Annotated in this window: 16 protein-coding genes; 11 read left to right on the top strand and 5 right to left on the bottom strand. The window is 71.4% G+C overall.

What is annotated here, in order from left to right; translation table 11 throughout:
• From IAI58_RS21755 to IAI58_RS21725, 7 genes are all read left to right on the top strand, one after another.
• The gene (locus tag IAI58_RS21755; protein WP_207448338.1) at nucleotides 1-1,008 is read left to right on the top strand and encodes a branched-chain amino acid ABC transporter permease; all 1,008 of its coding nucleotides are present in this window, start codon (nucleotides 1-3) and stop codon (nucleotides 1,006-1,008) included.
• Between the two features lie 3 nt (nucleotides 1,009-1,011).
• Nucleotides 1,012-1,779 carry an ABC transporter ATP-binding protein gene (locus IAI58_RS21750; protein WP_207448339.1) on the top strand — a complete coding sequence of 256 codons (768 nt, stop codon included), beginning with the start codon at nucleotides 1,012-1,014 and terminating at the stop codon, nucleotides 1,777-1,779.
• A gap of 2 nt (nucleotides 1,780-1,781) precedes the next feature.
• Nucleotides 1,782-2,495: an ABC transporter ATP-binding protein gene (locus IAI58_RS21745; RefSeq protein WP_207448340.1), complete on the top strand. Its 714-nt coding sequence runs from the start codon at nucleotides 1,782-1,784 to the stop codon at nucleotides 2,493-2,495.
• 11 nt (nucleotides 2,496-2,506) lie between these two features.
• Nucleotides 2,507-3,292 carry an SDR family NAD(P)-dependent oxidoreductase gene (locus tag IAI58_RS21740; protein WP_207448341.1) on the top strand — a complete coding sequence of 262 codons (786 nt, stop codon included), beginning with the start codon at nucleotides 2,507-2,509 and terminating at the stop codon, nucleotides 3,290-3,292.
• A 135-nt stretch (nucleotides 3,293-3,427) separates the two neighbouring features.
• Nucleotides 3,428-4,363, top strand: a complete 936-nt coding sequence (msrP, locus tag IAI58_RS21735; protein ID WP_207448342.1) for a protein-methionine-sulfoxide reductase catalytic subunit MsrP — start codon at nucleotides 3,428-3,430, stop codon at nucleotides 4,361-4,363.
• Nucleotides 4,364-4,383: 20 nt separating this feature from the next.
• Nucleotides 4,384-5,037 (top strand): protein-methionine-sulfoxide reductase heme-binding subunit MsrQ, encoded by a 654-nt coding sequence (gene msrQ / locus IAI58_RS21730; RefSeq protein ID WP_208776324.1) that lies wholly within the window; start codon nucleotides 4,384-4,386, stop codon nucleotides 5,035-5,037.
• A 91-nt stretch (nucleotides 5,038-5,128) separates the two neighbouring features.
• Nucleotides 5,129-5,791 carry a 2-dehydro-3-deoxy-6-phosphogalactonate aldolase gene (locus tag IAI58_RS21725; RefSeq protein ID WP_207448344.1) on the top strand — a complete coding sequence of 221 codons (663 nt, stop codon included), beginning with the start codon at nucleotides 5,129-5,131 and terminating at the stop codon, nucleotides 5,789-5,791.
• Nucleotides 5,792-5,842: 51 nt separating this feature from the next.
• Here IAI58_RS21725 and IAI58_RS21720 read toward each other — a convergent pair whose 3' ends face one another.
• From IAI58_RS21720 to IAI58_RS21710, 3 genes are read right to left on the bottom strand one after another with little or no spacing between them, the layout of a single operon-like run.
• The gene (locus IAI58_RS21720; protein WP_207448345.1) at nucleotides 5,843-7,186 is read right to left on the bottom strand and encodes a solute carrier family 23 protein; all 1,344 of its coding nucleotides are present in this window, start codon (nucleotides 7,184-7,186) and stop codon (nucleotides 5,843-5,845) included.
• Between the two features lie 37 nt (nucleotides 7,187-7,223).
• Nucleotides 7,224-10,706 (bottom strand): AAA family ATPase, encoded by a 3,483-nt coding sequence (locus tag IAI58_RS23355; protein WP_207448346.1) that lies wholly within the window; start codon nucleotides 10,704-10,706, stop codon nucleotides 7,224-7,226.
• Nucleotides 10,707-10,712: 6 nt separating this feature from the next.
• Nucleotides 10,713-11,984, bottom strand: coding sequence for a metallophosphoesterase family protein (locus IAI58_RS21710; RefSeq protein WP_207448347.1), 1,272 nt, complete (start codon nucleotides 11,982-11,984; stop codon nucleotides 10,713-10,715).
• Nucleotides 11,985-12,114: 130 nt separating this feature from the next.
• On the opposite strand from IAI58_RS21710, the gene IAI58_RS21705 reads away from it, so the two are divergent.
• The 4 genes from IAI58_RS21705 (at nucleotide 12,115) to spt (ending at nucleotide 16,133) form a co-directional block, all read left to right on the top strand.
• Nucleotides 12,115-13,065: an MYG1 family protein gene (locus IAI58_RS21705; RefSeq protein ID WP_207448349.1), complete on the top strand. Its 951-nt coding sequence runs from the start codon at nucleotides 12,115-12,117 to the stop codon at nucleotides 13,063-13,065.
• Nucleotides 13,066-13,219: 154 nt separating this feature from the next.
• A complete protein-coding gene (locus tag IAI58_RS21700; protein WP_207448351.1) occupies nucleotides 13,220-14,605 on the top strand; it encodes a lipopolysaccharide biosynthesis protein in 1,386 nt (461 codons plus the stop codon).
• A 95-nt stretch (nucleotides 14,606-14,700) separates the two neighbouring features.
• Nucleotides 14,701-14,916: an acyl carrier protein gene (locus tag IAI58_RS21695; RefSeq protein ID WP_207448353.1), complete on the top strand. Its 216-nt coding sequence runs from the start codon at nucleotides 14,701-14,703 to the stop codon at nucleotides 14,914-14,916.
• Complete coding sequence (spt, locus tag IAI58_RS21690; RefSeq protein ID WP_207448454.1) at nucleotides 14,913-16,133, top strand: serine palmitoyltransferase; 1,221 nt, start codon at nucleotides 14,913-14,915, stop codon at nucleotides 16,131-16,133. Before IAI58_RS21695 ends, spt begins: the two co-directional genes overlap by 4 nt.
• A 12-nt stretch (nucleotides 16,134-16,145) precedes the next feature.
• Here the strand turns inward: spt and IAI58_RS21685 are convergent, their stop codons facing one another.
• Entirely contained in the window at nucleotides 16,146-17,102 is a 957-nt protein-coding gene (locus IAI58_RS21685) for a hypothetical protein (protein WP_207448355.1), read from the bottom strand.
• A complete protein-coding gene (locus tag IAI58_RS21680; RefSeq protein WP_207448357.1) occupies nucleotides 17,099-18,052 on the bottom strand; it encodes a diacylglycerol kinase family protein in 954 nt (317 codons plus the stop codon). The genes IAI58_RS21685 and IAI58_RS21680 overlap by 4 nt, the downstream gene beginning before the upstream one ends.
• Between the last annotated feature and the right edge of the window lie 4 nt (nucleotides 18,053-18,056).

Here is an 18,056-nt window from a genome sequence, read left to right as displayed (position 1 = left end):
ATGCGCCAGGAATGGTCACGCGACCTGCTGATCGCACTGGTGGCGCTGGTGGTCCTGCTGGCACTGCCGATGGTCTTTCCGCAGCCTTCGCTGCGGGACTTCCTGATCTATGTCATCGCTTACGGGCTGCTGGCGATGTCGTTGAACCTGCTGGTGGGGCTGACAGGACTGGTGTCCTTCGGGCATGCCGCCTATTTCGCTTCGGGCGCCTATGGTTTCGGGCTGCTGATGCAGTCCGGCAGTTTTTCCGTGCCTATGGCCATGCTGGCCACGGTGGGCGGCACGGCCGTGCTGGCGACGATCATCGGCGCCATCTGCGTGCGGCTGAAGGAGATCTATTTCTCCTTCATCACCCTGGCCTTCCAGATGTTCATCCATAGCATCATCCTGACCTGGGTTGACCTGACAGGCGGCGACCAGGGACTTCGCGGCGGCATTCCCCGCCCGGCCTTCCTGGGCATCGACCTGAACAACGCCCTGACCCTCTACAGCTTCTGCGTCGTGGTCTTCGTCGCCTGCCTGGTTGTCATGCGGCAGATCTGGCAGTCGCCCTTCGGCTATACGCTCCGCATGATCCGCGACAATCCGGCGCGCGCCAACTTCCTCGGCGTGGATGTCGTGCGGATGAAGCTCGGCATCTTCGTCATGGCCGCGACCCTGGCCAGCGTGGCCGGCATCCTGCTCGCGCTCTTCGTCTCCGGCGCCTATCCGGAATTCGGTTTCTGGACGACCTCGGGTGAAGCGATCTTCATGATCATGCTGGGTGGAACGCAGGTTTTCCTTGGCCCGGTCATCGGCGCCTTCCTGCTGCAGACCCTGAACCACTATGTGACGATCTATACCGAGCACCATGGCCTGGTGCTGGGCATCGTCATCCTCGTCATCGTGCTGGGGCTGCGGCGCGGCGTGGCGGATTACCTGCACGCCTGGCTGTTGACACGGCGCGAGGCCCGTGCCGGCCTGGCCACCGCGCCCGTCGTGGCCAAGAAGAAGAAGGCGGTGGGCTGAGCGATGCTCCAGGTCGAACACCTCAGCAAATCCTTCGGCGGCGTGCAGGCGACGCGCGATGTCACGCTTGCCTTCCCCACAGGCTCGCTCACCGCCATCATCGGCCCCAATGGCGCGGGCAAGACCACCTTCTTCAATCTCATCTCCGGCCATCTGCGGCCGGATTCCGGCCGCGTGCTCTTTGATGGGCAGGATATCGTCGGCCTCTCCAGCCTTGAGATCGTCCGCCGCGGCATGGCGCGTGCCTTCCAGGTCGCCTCGCTCTTTCCCAGCCTGACGGTGCGGGAGGCTGTCACCGCCGCCATCACCTCGCATCAACGCCGTTCCTGGACGCTCTTCAGGCGCTTCCCTCTGGCAGGGCTTCAGGAACGGTTGGAGGAACTGCTGGAACTGCTGGGCCTGACCGCGAAGGCCGATCAGCCTACCAGCCGCCTCTCCCATGGCGACCAGAAGCTGCTGGATATCGGCCTGGCCCTGGCGATGGAGCCAAAGGTTCTGCTGCTGGACGAGCCGACGGCGGGCATGGGGCCGGACGAGCGATGGCGGATGATCGAGAAGGTGCACAGCCTCTGGCAGGCCAAGCGCCTCACCATGGTCTTCATCGAGCATGACATGGATATCGTATTCAAGATCTCGCAGACCGTGCATGTGCTGAAATACGGCGCCGTGCTGGCGCAGGGCACGCCGGAGGAGATCCGCCGCAACCAGGATGTGATCGACGCCTATCTCGGCACCGACCACCACATGGCGCTGACGCCGGGGCAGGCCTGAGCATGAACACCCCGATCCTGGAAATGCAGGGCGCCGATGTCTTCTATGGCGCCAGCCAGATCCTCTTCGGCGTCGATCTGGCGGTGGCCCGCGGCCAGACCATGGCGCTGCTGGGCCGCAACGGCGCTGGCAAGAGCACGACCTTCAAGGCCATCGCCGGCATCGCGCCGCCACGCCATGGCCGTGTCGCGCTTTCCGGCCGGACGGTCTCGGGCAAGCCGCCCTATCTCGTGGCCCGCGCCGGCATCGGCTATGTGCCGGAGGACCGGCAGGTCTTTCCGGAGCACACGGTGGAGGACAATCTCATCGTCGGCGCCAAGGCCGGCCCGCGTGGCGACCGGTACTGGACCACCACGCGGATCTACGAGGTCTTCCCTGTCCTGGAGGGCATGCGGAACCGCATGGCCGGGCGCCTCTCGGGCGGCGAGCAGCAGATGCTGACCATTGCCCGCACGCTGATGGGCAACCCCGATATCCTGCTGCTGGACGAGCCGAGCGAGGGGCTGGCGCCCATCGTCGTGCAGGCCATCGGCGACCTCATCCGCTCGCTCCGCGACATGGGCGTGACCATCCTGATCGCCGAGCAGAACATGCATTTCTGCCTGGGCATCGCCACCCATGCCACCGTCATCGACAAGGGGCAGGTGGTCTATAGCGCGACCATTGCCGAGCTGCGCAGCAATGATGCGATCATGCAACGATATCTCGCGGTCTGAGGGGAAACACCATGGAACGGGACGAAGGACGCGGGCGCGTTGCCCTGGTGACGGGCGGGGCCAGCGGCATCGGGCTGGCCACCGCCGGGGTGCTGGCGCGGCGCGGCTGGCGCGTCGTCATCTCCGACATCAATGCCGAGGCCTGCGAAAGCGCGGCACGCGGCATCGGCGCGGGGGCGGTGCCCTTCGACGTGGTGGACGAGGCCGCGACGGAGGCCGCCATCGAGAGGATCGAGGCGGAGTTCGGCCCGGTGGAAGCACTGATGGCCAATGCCGGGCTGATCCAGCCCGGCAGCACGCCGGAGACCCTGCCGCTGAGCGAGTTCGACCGCGTGATGGCGGTGAATGTGCGCGGCGTCTATGTCTCCTGCCTCGCGGCCGGGCGGCGCATGGCGAAGCGGGGGAAGGGGGCCATCGTGGTTACGGGCTCCGTCACCGCCTGGCGCACCGCGCCGCTGCATGCCTATGCCCCCTCGAAGGCCGCGGTGGTGCATATGGCGGCCTGCCTGGCGGCGGAATGGGGCCGCTCCGGCGTGCGGGTAAATGCCATCTCCCCAGGCTATGTCGCGACGCCGCCGCTACGGGCCGCCATCGACAAGGGGCTGCGCGACCCGGCGCTGCTGGCCGAGGCCGCGCCGCTCGGCCGGATGGTGGAGGCGGAGGAGATTGGCACGAGCGTGGCCTTCCTGCTCTCGGACGATGCCTCGGCCGTCACCGGCATCAACCTGCCGGTCGATGCGGGCTGGCTGGCGGGGGCGCACCTGACAACCTATGGCGGCATCCGCCCGGCTCGCTGAGGCGCGCCGCCTCACGGCGGTGTTGATGGAAAATCACGGGGCGGGGGGAATAAGTGGTGGGGCGGCGGCGTCTGTGCCCGGAACCAGCCCCTTGCCGCGCCACCTCCGTGGCGGGGGCCGCAGGAGGTCCTCGCCATGCCGCTCTTCACCCAGCGTGACATTCACGGCTCGGAGATCACGCCCCGCGACATCTACCTCAACCGCCGTGGCCTGCTGCTGGGCGCGGCGGGGCTGGCGCTGAGTGCCGGGGGTGGGGCAGGGGCCGCCACGCTCCAGGGCATCCCCAGCCCCTTCTCGACCGATGAGAAGCCGACCAGCCGGGAGGATGTGACCAGCTACAACAACTTCTACGAATTCGGCGTCGACAAATCCGACCCGAAGCAGAGGTCTGGCGCGCTGAAGACCAGCCCCTGGACGGTCAGGGTCGATGGGCTCGTCAACAATCCGGCGGACTACCAGCTGGAGGATTTCTTGAAGCCCTATGCGCTGGAGGACCGCATCTACCGGCATCGCTGCGTCGAGGCCTGGTCGATGGTCGTCCCCTGGCTCGGCTTCCCGCTGGCGGAGGTGCTGAAGCGCGCGGACCCGCAGGGGGCGGCCCGGTATGTCGCATTCCAGACGCTGGTGCGACCATCGGAAATGCCAGGGCAGCGCGGCCTGTTCCAGGCGCTGGACTGGCCTTACGTCGAGGGGCTGCGGCTGGATGAGGCGATGCATCCCCTGACCATCCTGGCCACCGGCTTGTATGGCGAGGTGCTGCCCAACCAGAACGGCGCGCCGCTGCGGCTGGTGGTGCCGTGGAAATACGGCTTCAAGGGCATCAAATCCATCGTCCGCGTCACGCTGACTGACAAGCAGCCGCCCACCAGCTGGAACATCCAGAACGCGCGGGAATATGGCTTCTATGCCAATGTGAATCCCCAGGTCGACCATCCGCGCTGGAGCCAGGCGAATGAGCGCGTGATCGGTTCCGGCCTCTTCGCCCGCCGCAAGCCGACGCTGACGTTCAACGGCTATGGCGAGCAGGTGGCCGGCCTCTATTCCGGCCTGGACCTGCGGACGAATTTCTGATGTCGGGTACCGCCATCCCCATGCCGCTCTCGCACCGCATCAATGCGGCGACGGCGCGCATTCCGTCACTGGCCTGCTATCTGCTGGGCCTGTTGCCACTGGCCTGGATCGTCTGGCTCACCGTCTCGAACCAGCTTGGCGCCGATCCGGCGCGGGAGCTGGAGCACCGGCTCGGCCTCTGGGCGCTGCGCTTCCTGATCCTCGGGCTCTGCGTCACGCCGCTGCGGCGCTTCGCCGACCTGAGTCTGCTGCGCTACCGCCGCGCGCTGGGGTTGCTGGCCTTCCTCTATGCCGTCCTGCACTTCGCCACCTATCTGCTGCTGGACCAGGGGCTGAGCTGGGCAGCGATCTCGGCAGATATCCTGAAGCGTTACTACATCACCATCGGCTTCGCGGCGCTGCTGATGCTGGTGCCGCTGGCCGCCACCTCCAACCGATTTTCCATCCGCAGGCTGGGGCCGAAATGGACCAGGCTGCACAAGCTGGTCTACCCGGCCATCGCCCTGGTGGCGGTGCATTTCGTGCTGTCGGTGAAGTCCTGGCCGGCGGAGCCCGTGATCTATGCCGCCATCGTGGCCGGGCTGCTGCTGCTGCGGCTGGTGCCGCGCCGCCGACGGGCCGAGCGGCGCGGGAGGAGTGCGCGTCCCGCCACTACGCTGGCGCCACCAGCCTGAACCGTTTGACCCTGCCTGTGGGCCGTCGTAGCACGGGAATCCACGGAGCGCGGCCCCGCCCCGTGATGCGCCGGCCAGGGAGGCCCCAGCCATGACCACGACGCCCTTTCAGGCCCGCTTCGATGCCGCCATGGCCGGCCTGCCGTTGATCGCCATCCTGCGCGGCCTGCGGCCGGAGGAAGCAGAGGCCACCGGCACCGTGCTGCACGAGGCCGGCTTCCGCCTGATCGAGGTGCCGCTGAATTCTCCGCAGCCCTTCGACAGCATCGCCATCCTGCGCCGCTCCCTGCCGCAGGATACGCTGGTGGGCGCGGGCACCGTGATGCAGGCGGCGGAGGTGGAGCGCCTCGAGGCACTGGGGGCGGAACTGGTGGTGACGCCGCATGCCGATACCGCCGTGATCGCCGCCGCAGCGCGGTCCGGGTTGATCTGCACGCCCGGCGTCGCCACGCCGACCGAGGCTTTCGCCGCCCTAGCTGCCGGCGCGACGGCGCTGAAGATCTTCCCGGCGGAGCTGGTCGGCCCGAATGTGATGAAGGCCATGCGCGCGGTGCTGCCGCCTGGCACGCGGCTGCTGCCGGTGGGCGGCATCACGCCCGGCAACATGGAACCCTACCTGGAAGCGGGCGCCGCCGGCTTCGGACTGGGCTCGGCGCTGTTCAAGCCCGGCATGACACCGGGCGAGGTCGCTGCCAGGGCAAGGGATTTCGTGGCGGCCTGGGCACGCCTGCATCCCGGACGCAGGACCGCCTAGGGACTGAGGAATGCTCCGGTGCGGGGTGATCCCGCACCCCGCGCCAGGACTTCAGTGCGGGCGCCGCTGCTCAGGCGCCGCATCGGCTTCCGAGAGGCCGGGCAACACTTCCACCCGATCCCGCCGCCCGATGCCAAGCAACTGGTAGAGGCCGATGGCGGCGACGGTGGCCGTGCCGATGCCGGCGATGGAGAAGCCGCCGATCGTGACGGAGAAATCCCCCGCGCCCATGACCAGCGCGACGCCGACGGTCAGCAGGTTGCGCGGGTCGGAGAAGTCGACGCGATTATCGACCCAGAGCCGGATCATCGCCGCCGCGATCAGCCCGAAGACCACCACCGCCAGCCCGCCCAGCACCGGAGCGGGGATGGTGCGCAGCAGGGCGCCGAATTTGGGCGAGAAGCCCAGCGCGATGGCCGCGACGGCCGCCACCACGAAGACCAGGGTGGAATAGACGCGCGTGACGGCCATCACGCCCATATTCTCGACATAGGTGGTGACGCCCGTGCCGCCCCCGGCGCCGGAGACCATGGTGGCGATGCCGTCGCCCAGGAAGCCACGGCCGATATAGGGGTCGAGATCCCGGCCCGTCATGGCGCCGATGGCCTTGATATGGCCGAGGTTCTCGGCGACGAGGATGAAGGCCACCGGGGCGATCAGCAGCATCGCGCCCGTCTCGAAGCTCGGCGCGTGCAGCGTGGGCATGCCAAGCCAGGGCGTGGCCGCAAGCTCCGCGAAGGAGATCGGCGGCAGCATCCCCAGCCCGTTGCCGAGCAGCAGATAGAAGGCATAGCCGGCGGCGATGCCGAAGAGGATGGAAAGGCGGCGGATACGCAGCGGCGCATAGACGGCGATCAGCGCCGTCGCCAGCAGCGTGCCCAGCGCCACCAGGATATGCGGCCCTATGCCCTCGATGCCCCGCACCGCGACCGGCGCCAGGTTCAGGCCGATGGCGGCGCCGACCGCGCCCGTGACCGCCGGCGGCATCAGCCGCTCGATCCAGCGGGAGCCCGCGGCCATCACGATGAGGCCGATCAGCGCGTAGAGCGCGCCGGCGGCGATGATGCCCCCCAGTGCCGGCCCGATATTCGGGTTCGGCCCCTGGCCGGCATAGCCGGTGACGGCGATGACCACGGCGATGAAGGAGAAGGAGGAGCCGAGATAGCTGGGCACCCGGCCGCCGGTCAGCACGAAGAAGATCAGCGTGCCGATGCCGGAGAAGAGGATCGCCAGATTCGGGTCGAAGCCCATCAGCAGCGGGCCGAGGATGGTGGAGCCGGACATGGCCACCAGGTGCTGCACCCCCATGACGCCGGTGGTGCCCCAGGGCAGCCGCTCATCGGGTGCGACGACGCCGCCCCGCGCGAGTGGCCAGCGGGGGAAGAAGGAAGTCATGGGGTGTCTCTCCTCTCGGGGTAACCGTGCGGGTGATCTATTCCAGGCTTTGCAGATGCAGGGCGCCCGGCGGCAGCGCATCCGCCGCGATCCCGGCCAGGTGCCGGTGGTGGCTCAGCAGGATCACCTGCGCCGTCGTGCTGAAGTCCAGAAGCGCGCGGAAGGCCGCGGCGGCGCGACGGTCGTCGAAGCTCTGCAGGATGTCGTCGCCCAGGAAGGGCAGGCAGGTGCCCTCGGCCACCTGGTCCTCGATCGCCACCAGGCGCAGCGCCAGGAAAAGCTGGTCCCGCGTGCCTTCGGAAAGGGCTTCCACCAGCGTCTCCTCCTCCGGGAAGTCCCGGCGGCGGATGACGAGATGCGCCACGCCCTTCTCATCCTCGCGCGATTGCACGGCGGGATAGGCGCCTTCCGTCAGGGCGGCGAAGGTTGCGCCGATGCGGCGCAGCAGCGCGTCGTCCCCCGCTTCCTGCAACCGGCCCATGGCGGACTCCAGCAGGCTGGCGGCCAGTTGCGCCAGCACGGCTTCCTCCAGCGTGCGGCCCAGCTGGGCGATGGCGGCCTGCTGGTCCTGCGCGGCGCGGGAGACGCCGTCATCGGCATGCAGCGCGTCCAGCTCCGCCTGCAGCCGCGCCGCCTGCGCCGAGGCCTCGGCGATGCGATCCTGCTGCGCCTGCTGCTCCGCCCGCGCCGCCGCCAGCAGGTCTTCCAGCGTCTCGGCCGCCAGCTCCGCCGCCTCGGTCCGCAGCGCCTCGGGGGGCAGGCCGTCGCCGGCCTGGCGCAGGTCTTCCAGGGCGGAAGCCTGGGCGGCGGCCTGGTCCCGCCACAGGGCGGCCAGGGCCAGGCGCCGCGTGGCTTCCTCGGCCGTGCCGGCGCCGGCCTCGGCCAGCACGCCGCGCAGCGCGGCACCGGCCTCCGCCGCCTGCCGCCCGGCCGTCTCCACCTCCCGCTCCGCCGCTTCCGCCTGCTGCCGGAGCAGCGCGAGGCGCGAGGCCTCGGCCTCCTCCTGCTCCAGCCGCTGCCGCAGGGCGCGGGCGGCGGCGAAGACATCCTCCGGCGCCGCGCCCGTCACAGCCTTGTGCAGGCGCAGGCATTCCGCGCCGAAGCCCTCGATCTCCGCCCGCATCCCGGCGACGCGGGCGCGGAGGTCCGAAGCCTGCGCCGAGAGGCCGCGCAGCTCCTCGAACAATGCGAGGCTGGCGATGCCCTGCCCGGCGCGCTCCTCCGGGTCGCGGCCAAGGCGCCGTGCCACCTCGCCCCATTCCTGCCGCCAGGCGGCGATGCGCGCCTCCGCCTCCTCCAGATCCCGCCGAGCCTGGGCGAGGTCGCGCGCGGCGGTGTCGTGCCGGGCGGCCAGGGCGGCGCGGGCCTCGACCCCGCGACGCGCCTCCCGCTGCCGGGCCGAGGCGAGGTCGAGCAGTGCGCGCAGGTCCTGCCCGTCCCCGGCCAGCCCCAGGGCATGCGCCAGCCGCTTCGCCTGGGCCGCCTGCCGGGCTTCCAGCTCCCTGGCCGCCGCCAGCGCGTCTTCGAGCGCCAGCGCGGCCTTCAGGCAGGTCTCCCGCTGCGCCAGCAGTGCCGCCAGCTCGGATCGCCGCGCGCCAGGCGCCAGCCCGCAGGGCTCCAGCAAGGCGGTCCAGGCGGCTTCGGCTGCAACAGCCTCCTCCCGCGCGGCGCGGGCGGCTTCGGCGGCCTGTTCCAGGCCGGCCTGCTGTCGCAGGATCGCCCCGTCCAGGTCGGCGGCGCGCGTCAGCCGCTCCGCTTCCAGCAGCCGCTGGTCGGCGATGGCATCCGCCTCGGCCACGGCGCGGGCATAGGCCAGGGGCAGGGGTTCCGCCCCGGCGAAGGCCTGTTCCGCCGCAGCATCCACAGGCCCGGCGAAGGCGCGCCGGAAGATCAGGTGCCAGCCCTCCTCCCGCCGCCGCCGCGCGTGGGCCAGCGCCGCCTCGTCAGGCAGGCTCCCCTGGCGGTCCAGCACCGCGCGGTCCTGCCGCGCCTGCCGCAGCGCCGCATCCAGGCGGGCGTGTTCGGCCTCGGCCCGTCGCGCGGCATCCATCGCTGCTTCCCGCGCCTCCCAGAGCCGCTCCAGCAGGGCCGGAGGGGGTGGAGAGAGGGCGTGCAGGACCCCGGCCGTGCGCAAAACCTCGGGCAGGCAGGCCGTTTCCGCCGCCAGCCGGGCGCGGGCCTGCTCCACCTCGCGCGCCGCGCCGGTGGCCAGCCGCACCGGCTCGCCCTCCGCCGCGATCTCGGCCAGAAGGGCGGTCAATTCCTCCGGCTCCTCCGCCGGGGGCATCCGGCGCAGGGCCTCGGCGGCCTCCCGCCATTCGGCTTCCAGGCCGGCGATGCGGCCCGGCAGCGCCTCAGCCGCCATGGCGCGGCGGGCATGTTCCTCGGCCAGCTCCCGCGCCTGCCGCAGCAGGGCCGGCGGCGGCAGCGGCGCATCGGCGGCCAGGCCCAGCGCCAGCCGGTGCTCGGCCATGCCGGCCTCCAGGGCGCGCAGCGTCTCTTCCAGTTCCGGCAGGGCGAGGCGCGCCTTGGCGGCGGCGCCGGCGGCTTCCTGCAAGGCCCGGATGGCCTCGGCCTGCGCCAGCAGCGTGGCATCCGGCGTGACGCCGCGCGCCTGTTCCAGCAGGGCGTCATGCCGCTGCCGGGCGACGCGCAGGGTTTCGGTGCCCTGCTCCGCCATCCGCAGCGCCGCCGAGAGCCGGTCCTGCAACCCCTCCGGCAGTTGCGGCGAATCCGGGTTGGCCGCCATCCAGGCGCTGGCTGCGTCAAGCCGTGCCAGCAGCGGGCGGATGCGGCGGACGCGCTCCATCCGGTGGATGGCGGCACCGGCCTGCCGTGCGGCCTGCTGCGCTTCCTCCCGCTGCCGCATGGCCTCCGCCAGCGCGCGGTCCCGCTGCTGCCAGCCTTCGGGCCGCACCGTGCTGTCCTTCAGCAGCCGGCGGCTGGTGGCCAGACGGTCCAGCGCCGCATAGAAGGGGGCCTGGGCGCGCTTGCGGGTGGGGGCCAGGCGGTCACGGTCCCCCTCCAGCGCCAGCCGAAGCGTGCGGGCCTGTCGCATACCGCCCGCCGCCTGCAGCAATGCTTCCGCCAGCGCGCCGCCGGAGGCCAGCAACCCTTGCCCGCCGCTCCGCAGCCGCTCGGTATCCAGGGCGAAGAGGCGTTCCAGCAGCGCCCGGTCGGCGGTGCCGGCCAGCCTCGCGAGTCCGGCGGCGCCGACCGGCTGGCCGGCGTCATCCAGCAAGGTATTCGTGCGGCCTTTAGAGCGGTCCAGCGTGAATGGCCGGCCATCCGGGCCTGTGCCCCGCGCCAGGATACGCATGCCGGCATAGCCGTGGCGGAAGCCCATCGGGGTCTGCGCGCCGATGCCGAAGAGCAGGTCCCCCAGCGCCGAGCGCAGCACCGACTTGCCGGCGCCATTGGGCGCCAGCACAAGGTTGATCCGGCCCGGGGCGGGGTCGAATTCCAGGTTGCTGTCGGCGAAGCTGCCGTAGTGGCGTAGCGATAGGCTGGTCAGGCGCAAGGCGGCTCAGTCCTCGGCCAGCCGTGCCAGCAGCAGGGCGCGGGCACGTTCGAGCAGTTCCAGGGGCAGGGTGCCCCCGGCCGCCAGGACGGCGGGGTGGTCCTCGCCCAGCGCCTCGCGCAGCCCGGCGCGGTCCAGCAGCCGGGCGGCATAGTCGCGGACAGGGGCGGCCAGGGCCTCGTCCGGGCTGGCCGCCAGATCCTCGATGGCGCCGACCAGCCGGCCCACCGCGTCGGTGCGGGCACGCAGGGCCGAAAGCTCCAGTGCCGGGCGGGTGCGGATGCGGACATCCTCGATCCAGAGATCGTCCTCACTCAGCTCCAGGCCGGCGGAACGGATGGTCTCCCGCGTCGCCGCGGCATCACGGACCAGCGCCAGATGGGCGGGGCAGGGGCCTTCAAGCTGGATGCGCAGCGCCAGCAGCCGCCCTTCCGCCCGGTCCATCGCCCGCTGCATGGCGGCGCTCACGCGGTCCAGCACGGCCGGCATGTCGGCCGTGCCCGTGCAGTCGATGCTGAGCCGGTCCCAGCGCACGGTATCCAGCGGCTGGTGGCTGACATCGGCCACCCGCCCGCCCCGCACCGTGACCAGCGAGGCACCCTTGGCGCCGGGCTCGTTGACATGCCGGCCCTGCAGGTTGCCGGGAAAGACGATCCAGGGCTCGCGGTGCAGCACGGCCCTCTCATGCACATGGCCCAGCGCCCAGTAGTCGTAGCCATGGCCCGCCAGCTGCTCGATGCTGCAGGGGGCGTAGTTCTCATGCGCCGCGTGGCCGGCTGCGGCGGTATGCAGCAGCCCGATGTTGAACAGGCCCGGATGCGGCCTCGGATAAGCCCTGGCGATATTCTCCACCACCGCGCGCTGGGCGAAGCTCTGCCCGTGGAAGGCGACGCCCAGCTCCTCGAAGCAGAGCGTCTGCGGCGCCTTGTGCGCCAGCAGCGTGGCGCCCTCCGGCAGGCGCAGGTCCCGGGTCAGCACGCTGTCGGCATCATGGTTGCCACGGATGGCGACGATGCGGATGCCCGCGCGGGTCAGCCGCGCGAAGGCGGCCACCAGCGCTTGGCCGGTGCGGAAATCCTGCCAGTCGCCGTCATAGAGGTCGCCGGCCACGACCAGGAAATCCACCTGCTCCGCCAGCGCCAGCCGCACCAGGTTGCCCAGCGCGTCCCGGCTGGCCTGGCGGATGCGCTGCGCCGGTGCGCTGGCATCGGCGTCCAGCCCGCGCAGCGGGCTGTCCAGATGCAGGTCGGCGGCGTGCAGGAAGCGGAAGCTGGGCAAGGTCGTCTCGGTTTCAGGAAATGTAAACTGCCACGGGCGGGGCAGGCGCGACAGGGGGACAGGGCTGGCCGTCGGTTGTCCCGGCCGGGCGGAGGCGACATAACCCCCGCCGCAGCCGCCAGGAATACCGATGACCGACGCCCTCCCCCTTCTTGTCACCCATAGCGGCAGCTTCCACTGCGACGAGGCCTTTGCCTATGTCGTGCTGCGGCACGCGCTGGGCTTGCATGCGCCGGGGCAGGACCACCGCCTTGTCCGCACGCGCGACGCCGCCACCATCGCGCAGGGGGATTACGTCTGGGATGTGGGCCTGTCCTACGACCCCGCCGCCCATCGCTATGACCACCATCAGCGTGGTGCCCCGGCGCGGGAGGACGGCACGCCCTTCAGCTCCGCCGGACTGGTCTGGCAGCATTTTGGCCAGGACGCGCTCCGTGCCCTGCTGCGCGCCGAGGGTGCCGAGGACATGGCCCCCGCCATCGCCGCCGAGCTGGACCGCAGCCTCATCCGCCGCATCGACGAGGTCGATAACGGCGTGGCCGGCAGCCGGGAGGCGCTGGACCTCGCCGCCCTGGTCGGCGATTGCAACCTGACCTGGGACACGCCGGAGGAAGGCCGCCAGCAGGCCGAGGACGCCGCCTTCCTCCAGGCCGTCGCGCTGCTGGACGGGGTGCTGCGCCGCCGCGTGGCCGTGCTTCGCTCCCGCCTGGCCGCCGATGCGAAGGTGGTGGCGGCGCATGCGGCCTCGGCCGATCCGCGCGTGCTGGAGCTGGAGCGCGGCATGCCCTGGAAGAATGCCGTCTTCGCGCATGCGCTGCCGGTGATCTATGCCGTCTATCCCGTGCCCAACGGCAACTGGATGGTCGATGCCATGCCGCCTGAGCCGCATTCCTTCGCCCAGCGCCTGCCGCTGCCGGAGGAATGGGCAGGGCTGCAGGAGGCCGCGCTGGCCGAGGCCTCCGGCGTGCCGGACGCGGTCTTCGTGCATGTCCGCCGCTTCGTCGGCGCCGCCCGCTCCCGCGCGGGGGCGGTGGCCATGGCGCAGAAGGCACTGCGGATGGGTGGGCTGGTAACGGCCTGACCTGCCAGGGCGGCATTGGTTCGCCGCCCGATGGCATGGTAGAAGCTGTGTCCTCCCGCTGCCGGAGCCCCGCTCCGGGCGGGAGGGACGCCCCTCCGGGGCACTGGCCCGCCGCGATGTCGCCCGGGGCACCCGAGTCGGGAACAGGACCAGCGTGACAGCATCCTCCGAGGGCGAGCGACTCGCCACGGCTGCCAATATTGACACGATCACCCGGCGCCTGCTGCGAAATGCCGGGACCATGCTGGGTGGCAAGGCGGCGATGGGCCTGATCAACCTCGCCGCCACGGGCCTGGCCTTCCGCGCCCTGGGCGTGGAGACCTTCGGCGTGCTGGTGCTGATGCATGCCTTCGCGCAGGCCGCCTCCTCCATCACCAAGTTCCAGTCCTGGCAGGCGGTGCTGCGCTACGGCGCCGCGAGTCTGGAGCATGGGCAGCGCGCCGAGTTCCGCAGCCTGGTCCGCTTCACCGCCGGGCTGGATGCCGGCGCCGCCCTGGGGGGCATGGCGATCTGCGCCGCCGTGGCCTGGTGGCTCGGCGGGCTTTTCAACATCGCGCCGGAACTGGCGGGCATGGCGGCGCTCTACGCCACCTCCTCGGCCTTCATGGTCATGGCCACGCCCACCGGGCTGCTGCGGCTGTTCAACCGATTCGACGTGCTGGCGACGCGGGACACGCTCGGCGCGCTGGTGCGGCTGGCCGGCGCCGGCCTCGCCTTCTTCCTGGGCCTCGGGCTGCCGGCCTTCCTGACCGTCTGGTACATCGCGACCGCCGTGGGCGGCCTCTCTCTGGTCTATGCCGCCTGGCGGGAGCTGAGGAAGCGCGGGCTGATCGGCGATGCCGGGGAGGGCCGGCCGCCGCCGGCCGCCCGGGTTCATCCGGGCATCTGGTCCTTCGTCTGGACCACCAATCTCACCGCCACCCTCTCCCTCGCCTCCGGCCATCTGGGCGCGCTTTGCGCAGGCGCGGTGCTGGGGCCGGCCGAGGCCGCGCTCTTCGCCATCGCGCGGCAGATCGGGGAGGCGGCCCTGAAGCCCGGCCGCTTCCTCAGCCCGGCCATCTTCCCGGAGCTGGCGCGGCTCGCCGCCTCACGCGACCGCCGTGCCATCGGCGCGCTGCTGCGCCGGGCGCTGCTGGCCTCCACCGCCGGCTCGGCGCTGCTGCTGGTGGTGCTGGCCTTGCTGGGGCAGCCATTGCTGCGGCTGGTGGGCGGGGCGGAGGCGCTGCCGGCCTATCCGGTCATGATGCTGCTGGGAATCGCCTCCGGTATCGGCTTCGCCAGCTTCGCGCTGGAACCCCTGCTGATGTCGATCGACCGCCAGGGTGCGGCGCTGAAGGCCCGGCTGGCCGGCGCGGTCCTCTATGTGCCTGCCGCCCTCACCGGCATGCATCTGGCCGGGCTCTGGGGGGCGGGGCTGGCTTCCATCGCCATGGCTGCCACGATGGCGGCGATCCAGGCGGGAACCGCCATGGCTGCCCTGCGACATTCGAATGCCAGCCCTTTCATTCCACCACCTGACAATTCAGTTGGTTTGTCTTAGCTTTTATGACTTGCATTCGTCACGAACGGCGCCGGGGGGCACCGGCCGGCACCTTGGGGGCTCTTTCATTGCCAGAGGACGAGATTTACCGGAGCGTGGTCGCTGCCATCCAGTCGGTGGTAGGGGTCTCCCGTCCGGTCACGGCTGACACGAATATCCTGCAGGATCTCAACCTTGATTCCGTCGCGGTCATGGACTTCATCATGCAGGTTGAGACCCAGTTCGACACGATCATCCCGATGAACCAGATGGCTGAGATCGAGACCGTTGGCGATCTCGTCCAGATCCTGGCAGCGTCACGGGTCGCCTGAGCGTGCTGGCGAAATACCGGAAGCTGCGCGAGGCCCGCGATGCGGTGGCCTCCGCGGGACGCGACCCCTTCGGCGTGGTCTTCGACCGGGTCGTCTCGGCGACCGAGGCGCTGCTCGGTGGCCGCCGCGTGCTGCTCCTCGGCACCAACAACTATCTCGGCCTGACCTTCGATGAGAGCTGCATCGCCGCCGGCGTCGAGGCTTTGCAGCATGAGGGCACCGGCACCACCGGCTCCAGGATAGCCAACGGCTCCTATGGCGGGCATTCGGGGCTGGAGCGGCGGCTGGCCGCCTTCCTCAAGCGCCGCTCCGCCATGGTCTTCTCCACCGGCTATCAGGCGAACCTGGGCACGATGGCGGCGCTGGCGGGGCCGAAGGACCACCTGCTGCTGGACGCCGACAGCCATGCCAGCATCTATGACGGCGCCAAGCTGGCCGGCGCGCAGGTGACGCGCTTCCGCCACAACGACCCCGAGGACCTGCGCCGCCGCCTGCGCCTGCTGGCCAGCCAGCCTGGCGAGAAGCTGGTGGTGGTCGAGGGCATCTATTCCATGCTGGGCGACACCGCCCCGCTCCGCGACTTCGTCGAGGTCAAGCGCGAGGCCGGCGCCTGGATGCTGGTGGATGAGGCGCATTCGCTGGGCGTGCTGGGCGAGAATGGCCGCGGCCTGGCCGAGGCCGAGGGCTGCGAGGACGGTGTGGACTATGTCGTCGGCACCTTCAGCAAGAGCCTGGGCGCCGTGGGCGGCTTCTGCGCTTCGGATGTCGAGGATTTCGACCTGCTGCGCCTGACCTCGCGGCCCTACATGTTCACGGCCTCGCTGCCGCCCTCCGTCATCGCGTCCGTGACACGGGCGATCGAGGTGATGGAAAGCCAGCCGCTGCGCCGGGTGCGGCTGCAGCGCAACGCCCGCCAGTTCCACGAGGGCCTGCTGGCGGCGGGCTTCAGCCTCGGCCCGGTGGCCAGCCCCATCGCCTCCATCCGCTGCCCGGACCAGGAGGTGGCGATCCTCTTCTGGAACCGGCTGCTGGACGAAGGGGTCTATGTCAACCTGGCGCTGGGTCAGGCGACGCCGGAAGGCAAGCCGCTGCTGCGCACCAGCATCTGCGCCGATCATACGCCGGAGCAGATCGACCATGCCCTGGCGACCATCCGTGCCATCGGCCAGGCGCTGGGCATGGTGGGCGACATCGCCGTCAACTCCGCCGCCGAGTAGCGCCCCGCGCCGTCAGCGCACCGCCCCGCGCCGCCAGAGCCGCCAGAGCAGGCGCGGCGCGGCGGCGATGGGGTGGCGGCGCTGCCAGTCGGTGAGTGCCAGCCGCTCGCCGGAATGGCGCTCGATCTTCCAGACGAGGTAGTCGGCACCGCCCTCGAAGGTGAAGGCGGCCTTGACCAGCCGCGCGATGTTCAGGGGCTTGCCCAGCCAGCGCCGCAGCGCCCAGCCGGCCGGCCAGCGCCAGGAGGGCGGCGGGCCGGGCGCCAGTTGCCCCTCTGCGTCGGGCACCCCATCCAGCCCCAGCGCCGCGAAGGCCAGCGGCAGGTTGCCGTCGAACCAGTCCGGCGCCGCATCATGGATGCTGCCGCCCCGGCCCTGCCGCTCCGCGCGGAGCTCGGCGCCATAGGTATGGGCGAAGAGCGCCCGCCAGAAGGCGGCGGGGGCGCCGCGCCGTGGTCCCAGCCTCGCAGCCCAGAGCGCGGCCGCCATGAAGGCCCGCGCCCCCGCCACATGGGCCCAGGCGGCGGCCTCGGCGTCCCGGGCATGGACCAGGGTGGCCGGCTGGCAGAAGCGGGCCCAGATGGTGGTATCCAGCGAGGCGGCGCTCAGCCGGCGCTCGAACTGCCGCCGGGACAGCACGGCCACCTTGGCCCGCACCTCGCCCAGCCCGGCGACCTCGGCCCGGTGCTGCATCACATTGGGCGGCAGCAGCGCGTTCAGCAGGGCCGGGATGCCGGCCCCATGGAAGGCCCGGTGGCCGTCATGCACCACATAGAGGTCCAGCAGCCCCGAGGTCTCGCCGCTGCGCCGGCAGGAACCGTAGAAGAGCACCGCCCGCACCGAGCCGCCGTGGCTTGCCGCGATGTCCCGCGCCAGCGCCATGGCGGCCGCCATGGCCGGGGAAGGGGAGGCCGGCACCGCCATCTCCGCCGCCACCCGCTCCGTCAGGGCCTCCAGCGCCCTGCTCATGCCGCGACGAAGGTCAGGGGTTCGGAAGCCGTGATGCGGATGCCCTCCGGCCCCGGCTCGAAGATCTCCCCGTCCAGCACGAAGGGCTGCTGCAGCCCGACCTGCAACTGCCCGACGCATCCGCTGCGCCAGCCCGGCAGGTCCGGCGTCCGGCCCCGCAGCAGGCGCCAGAGGCCGGCCCCGAGGTGCCGTGGCGGCGCCGCCACGTCCAGCAGGCGGATGGCTCCCGGCCCTCCGCCCCAGAAGGGCCAGAGGCCCAGCATCAGCCGGTCGAGCGTGGTGGCCAGCAGCATGAAGCGGGCGCCTTCCTCGGCCGCGCCGGCATCCCGCGCCACCCACATGGGGGTGCCCTGCCGCAGCCGGCGGCCGGTATCGCCGCGCCCGGTCAGGGTCTGCGCCGCCACCATCAGGGCGGTCATGCCCACCACGGCATTGTTCATCAGCCCGTGCCGGTGCAGCCGGCTCTCGGCCAGCCGGATGGCCTCGGTGAACCCGGCGGCGCCGAGGAGCAGCCCGCGCAGCGGCGCGGCACCGGGGCCGGCATGGCCCTGCACTTCCAGCACCGGCCGGGCCTGCCGCCGCAGCCGCCCCTCCGCCGCCGCCGTCAGCAGGTGCCGGAGGCCCGTGACATCTCCGTCCCGCGCCCGCCGCTCCGGCGCCAGGGTATGGGCAGCCAGATTGGTGCGGCCGGCGGCCAGGGGCGCGAGGGCGGGCATCGGGCCGGTCCAGGCCTGAGGCAGCGCGCTCAGCACTTCCCGCAGCGTCCCGTCGCCGCCATGCACGGCCAGCAGGTCCACCCCCCCGGCGGCGAAGCCGGCCAGGGCGGCGCGCAGAGCCTCGCGGCTCTCCGGCGCCGCATGGGGCAGGCGCGCGGCGGCCTCGGCCAGCGCGGCACGACCGGCGCGGTGGCTGCTGCTACGCGGGTTGCTCAGGATGGCGATGCGGGCCAATCGC

The organism is Roseomonas marmotae, assembly GCF_017654485.1.
GTDB lineage: Bacteria > Pseudomonadota > Alphaproteobacteria > Acetobacterales > Acetobacteraceae > Pseudoroseomonas > Pseudoroseomonas marmotae.
The sequence above is the reverse complement of the archived record's forward strand: the minus strand, read 5'-3'. Positions and strand labels throughout refer to the sequence as shown.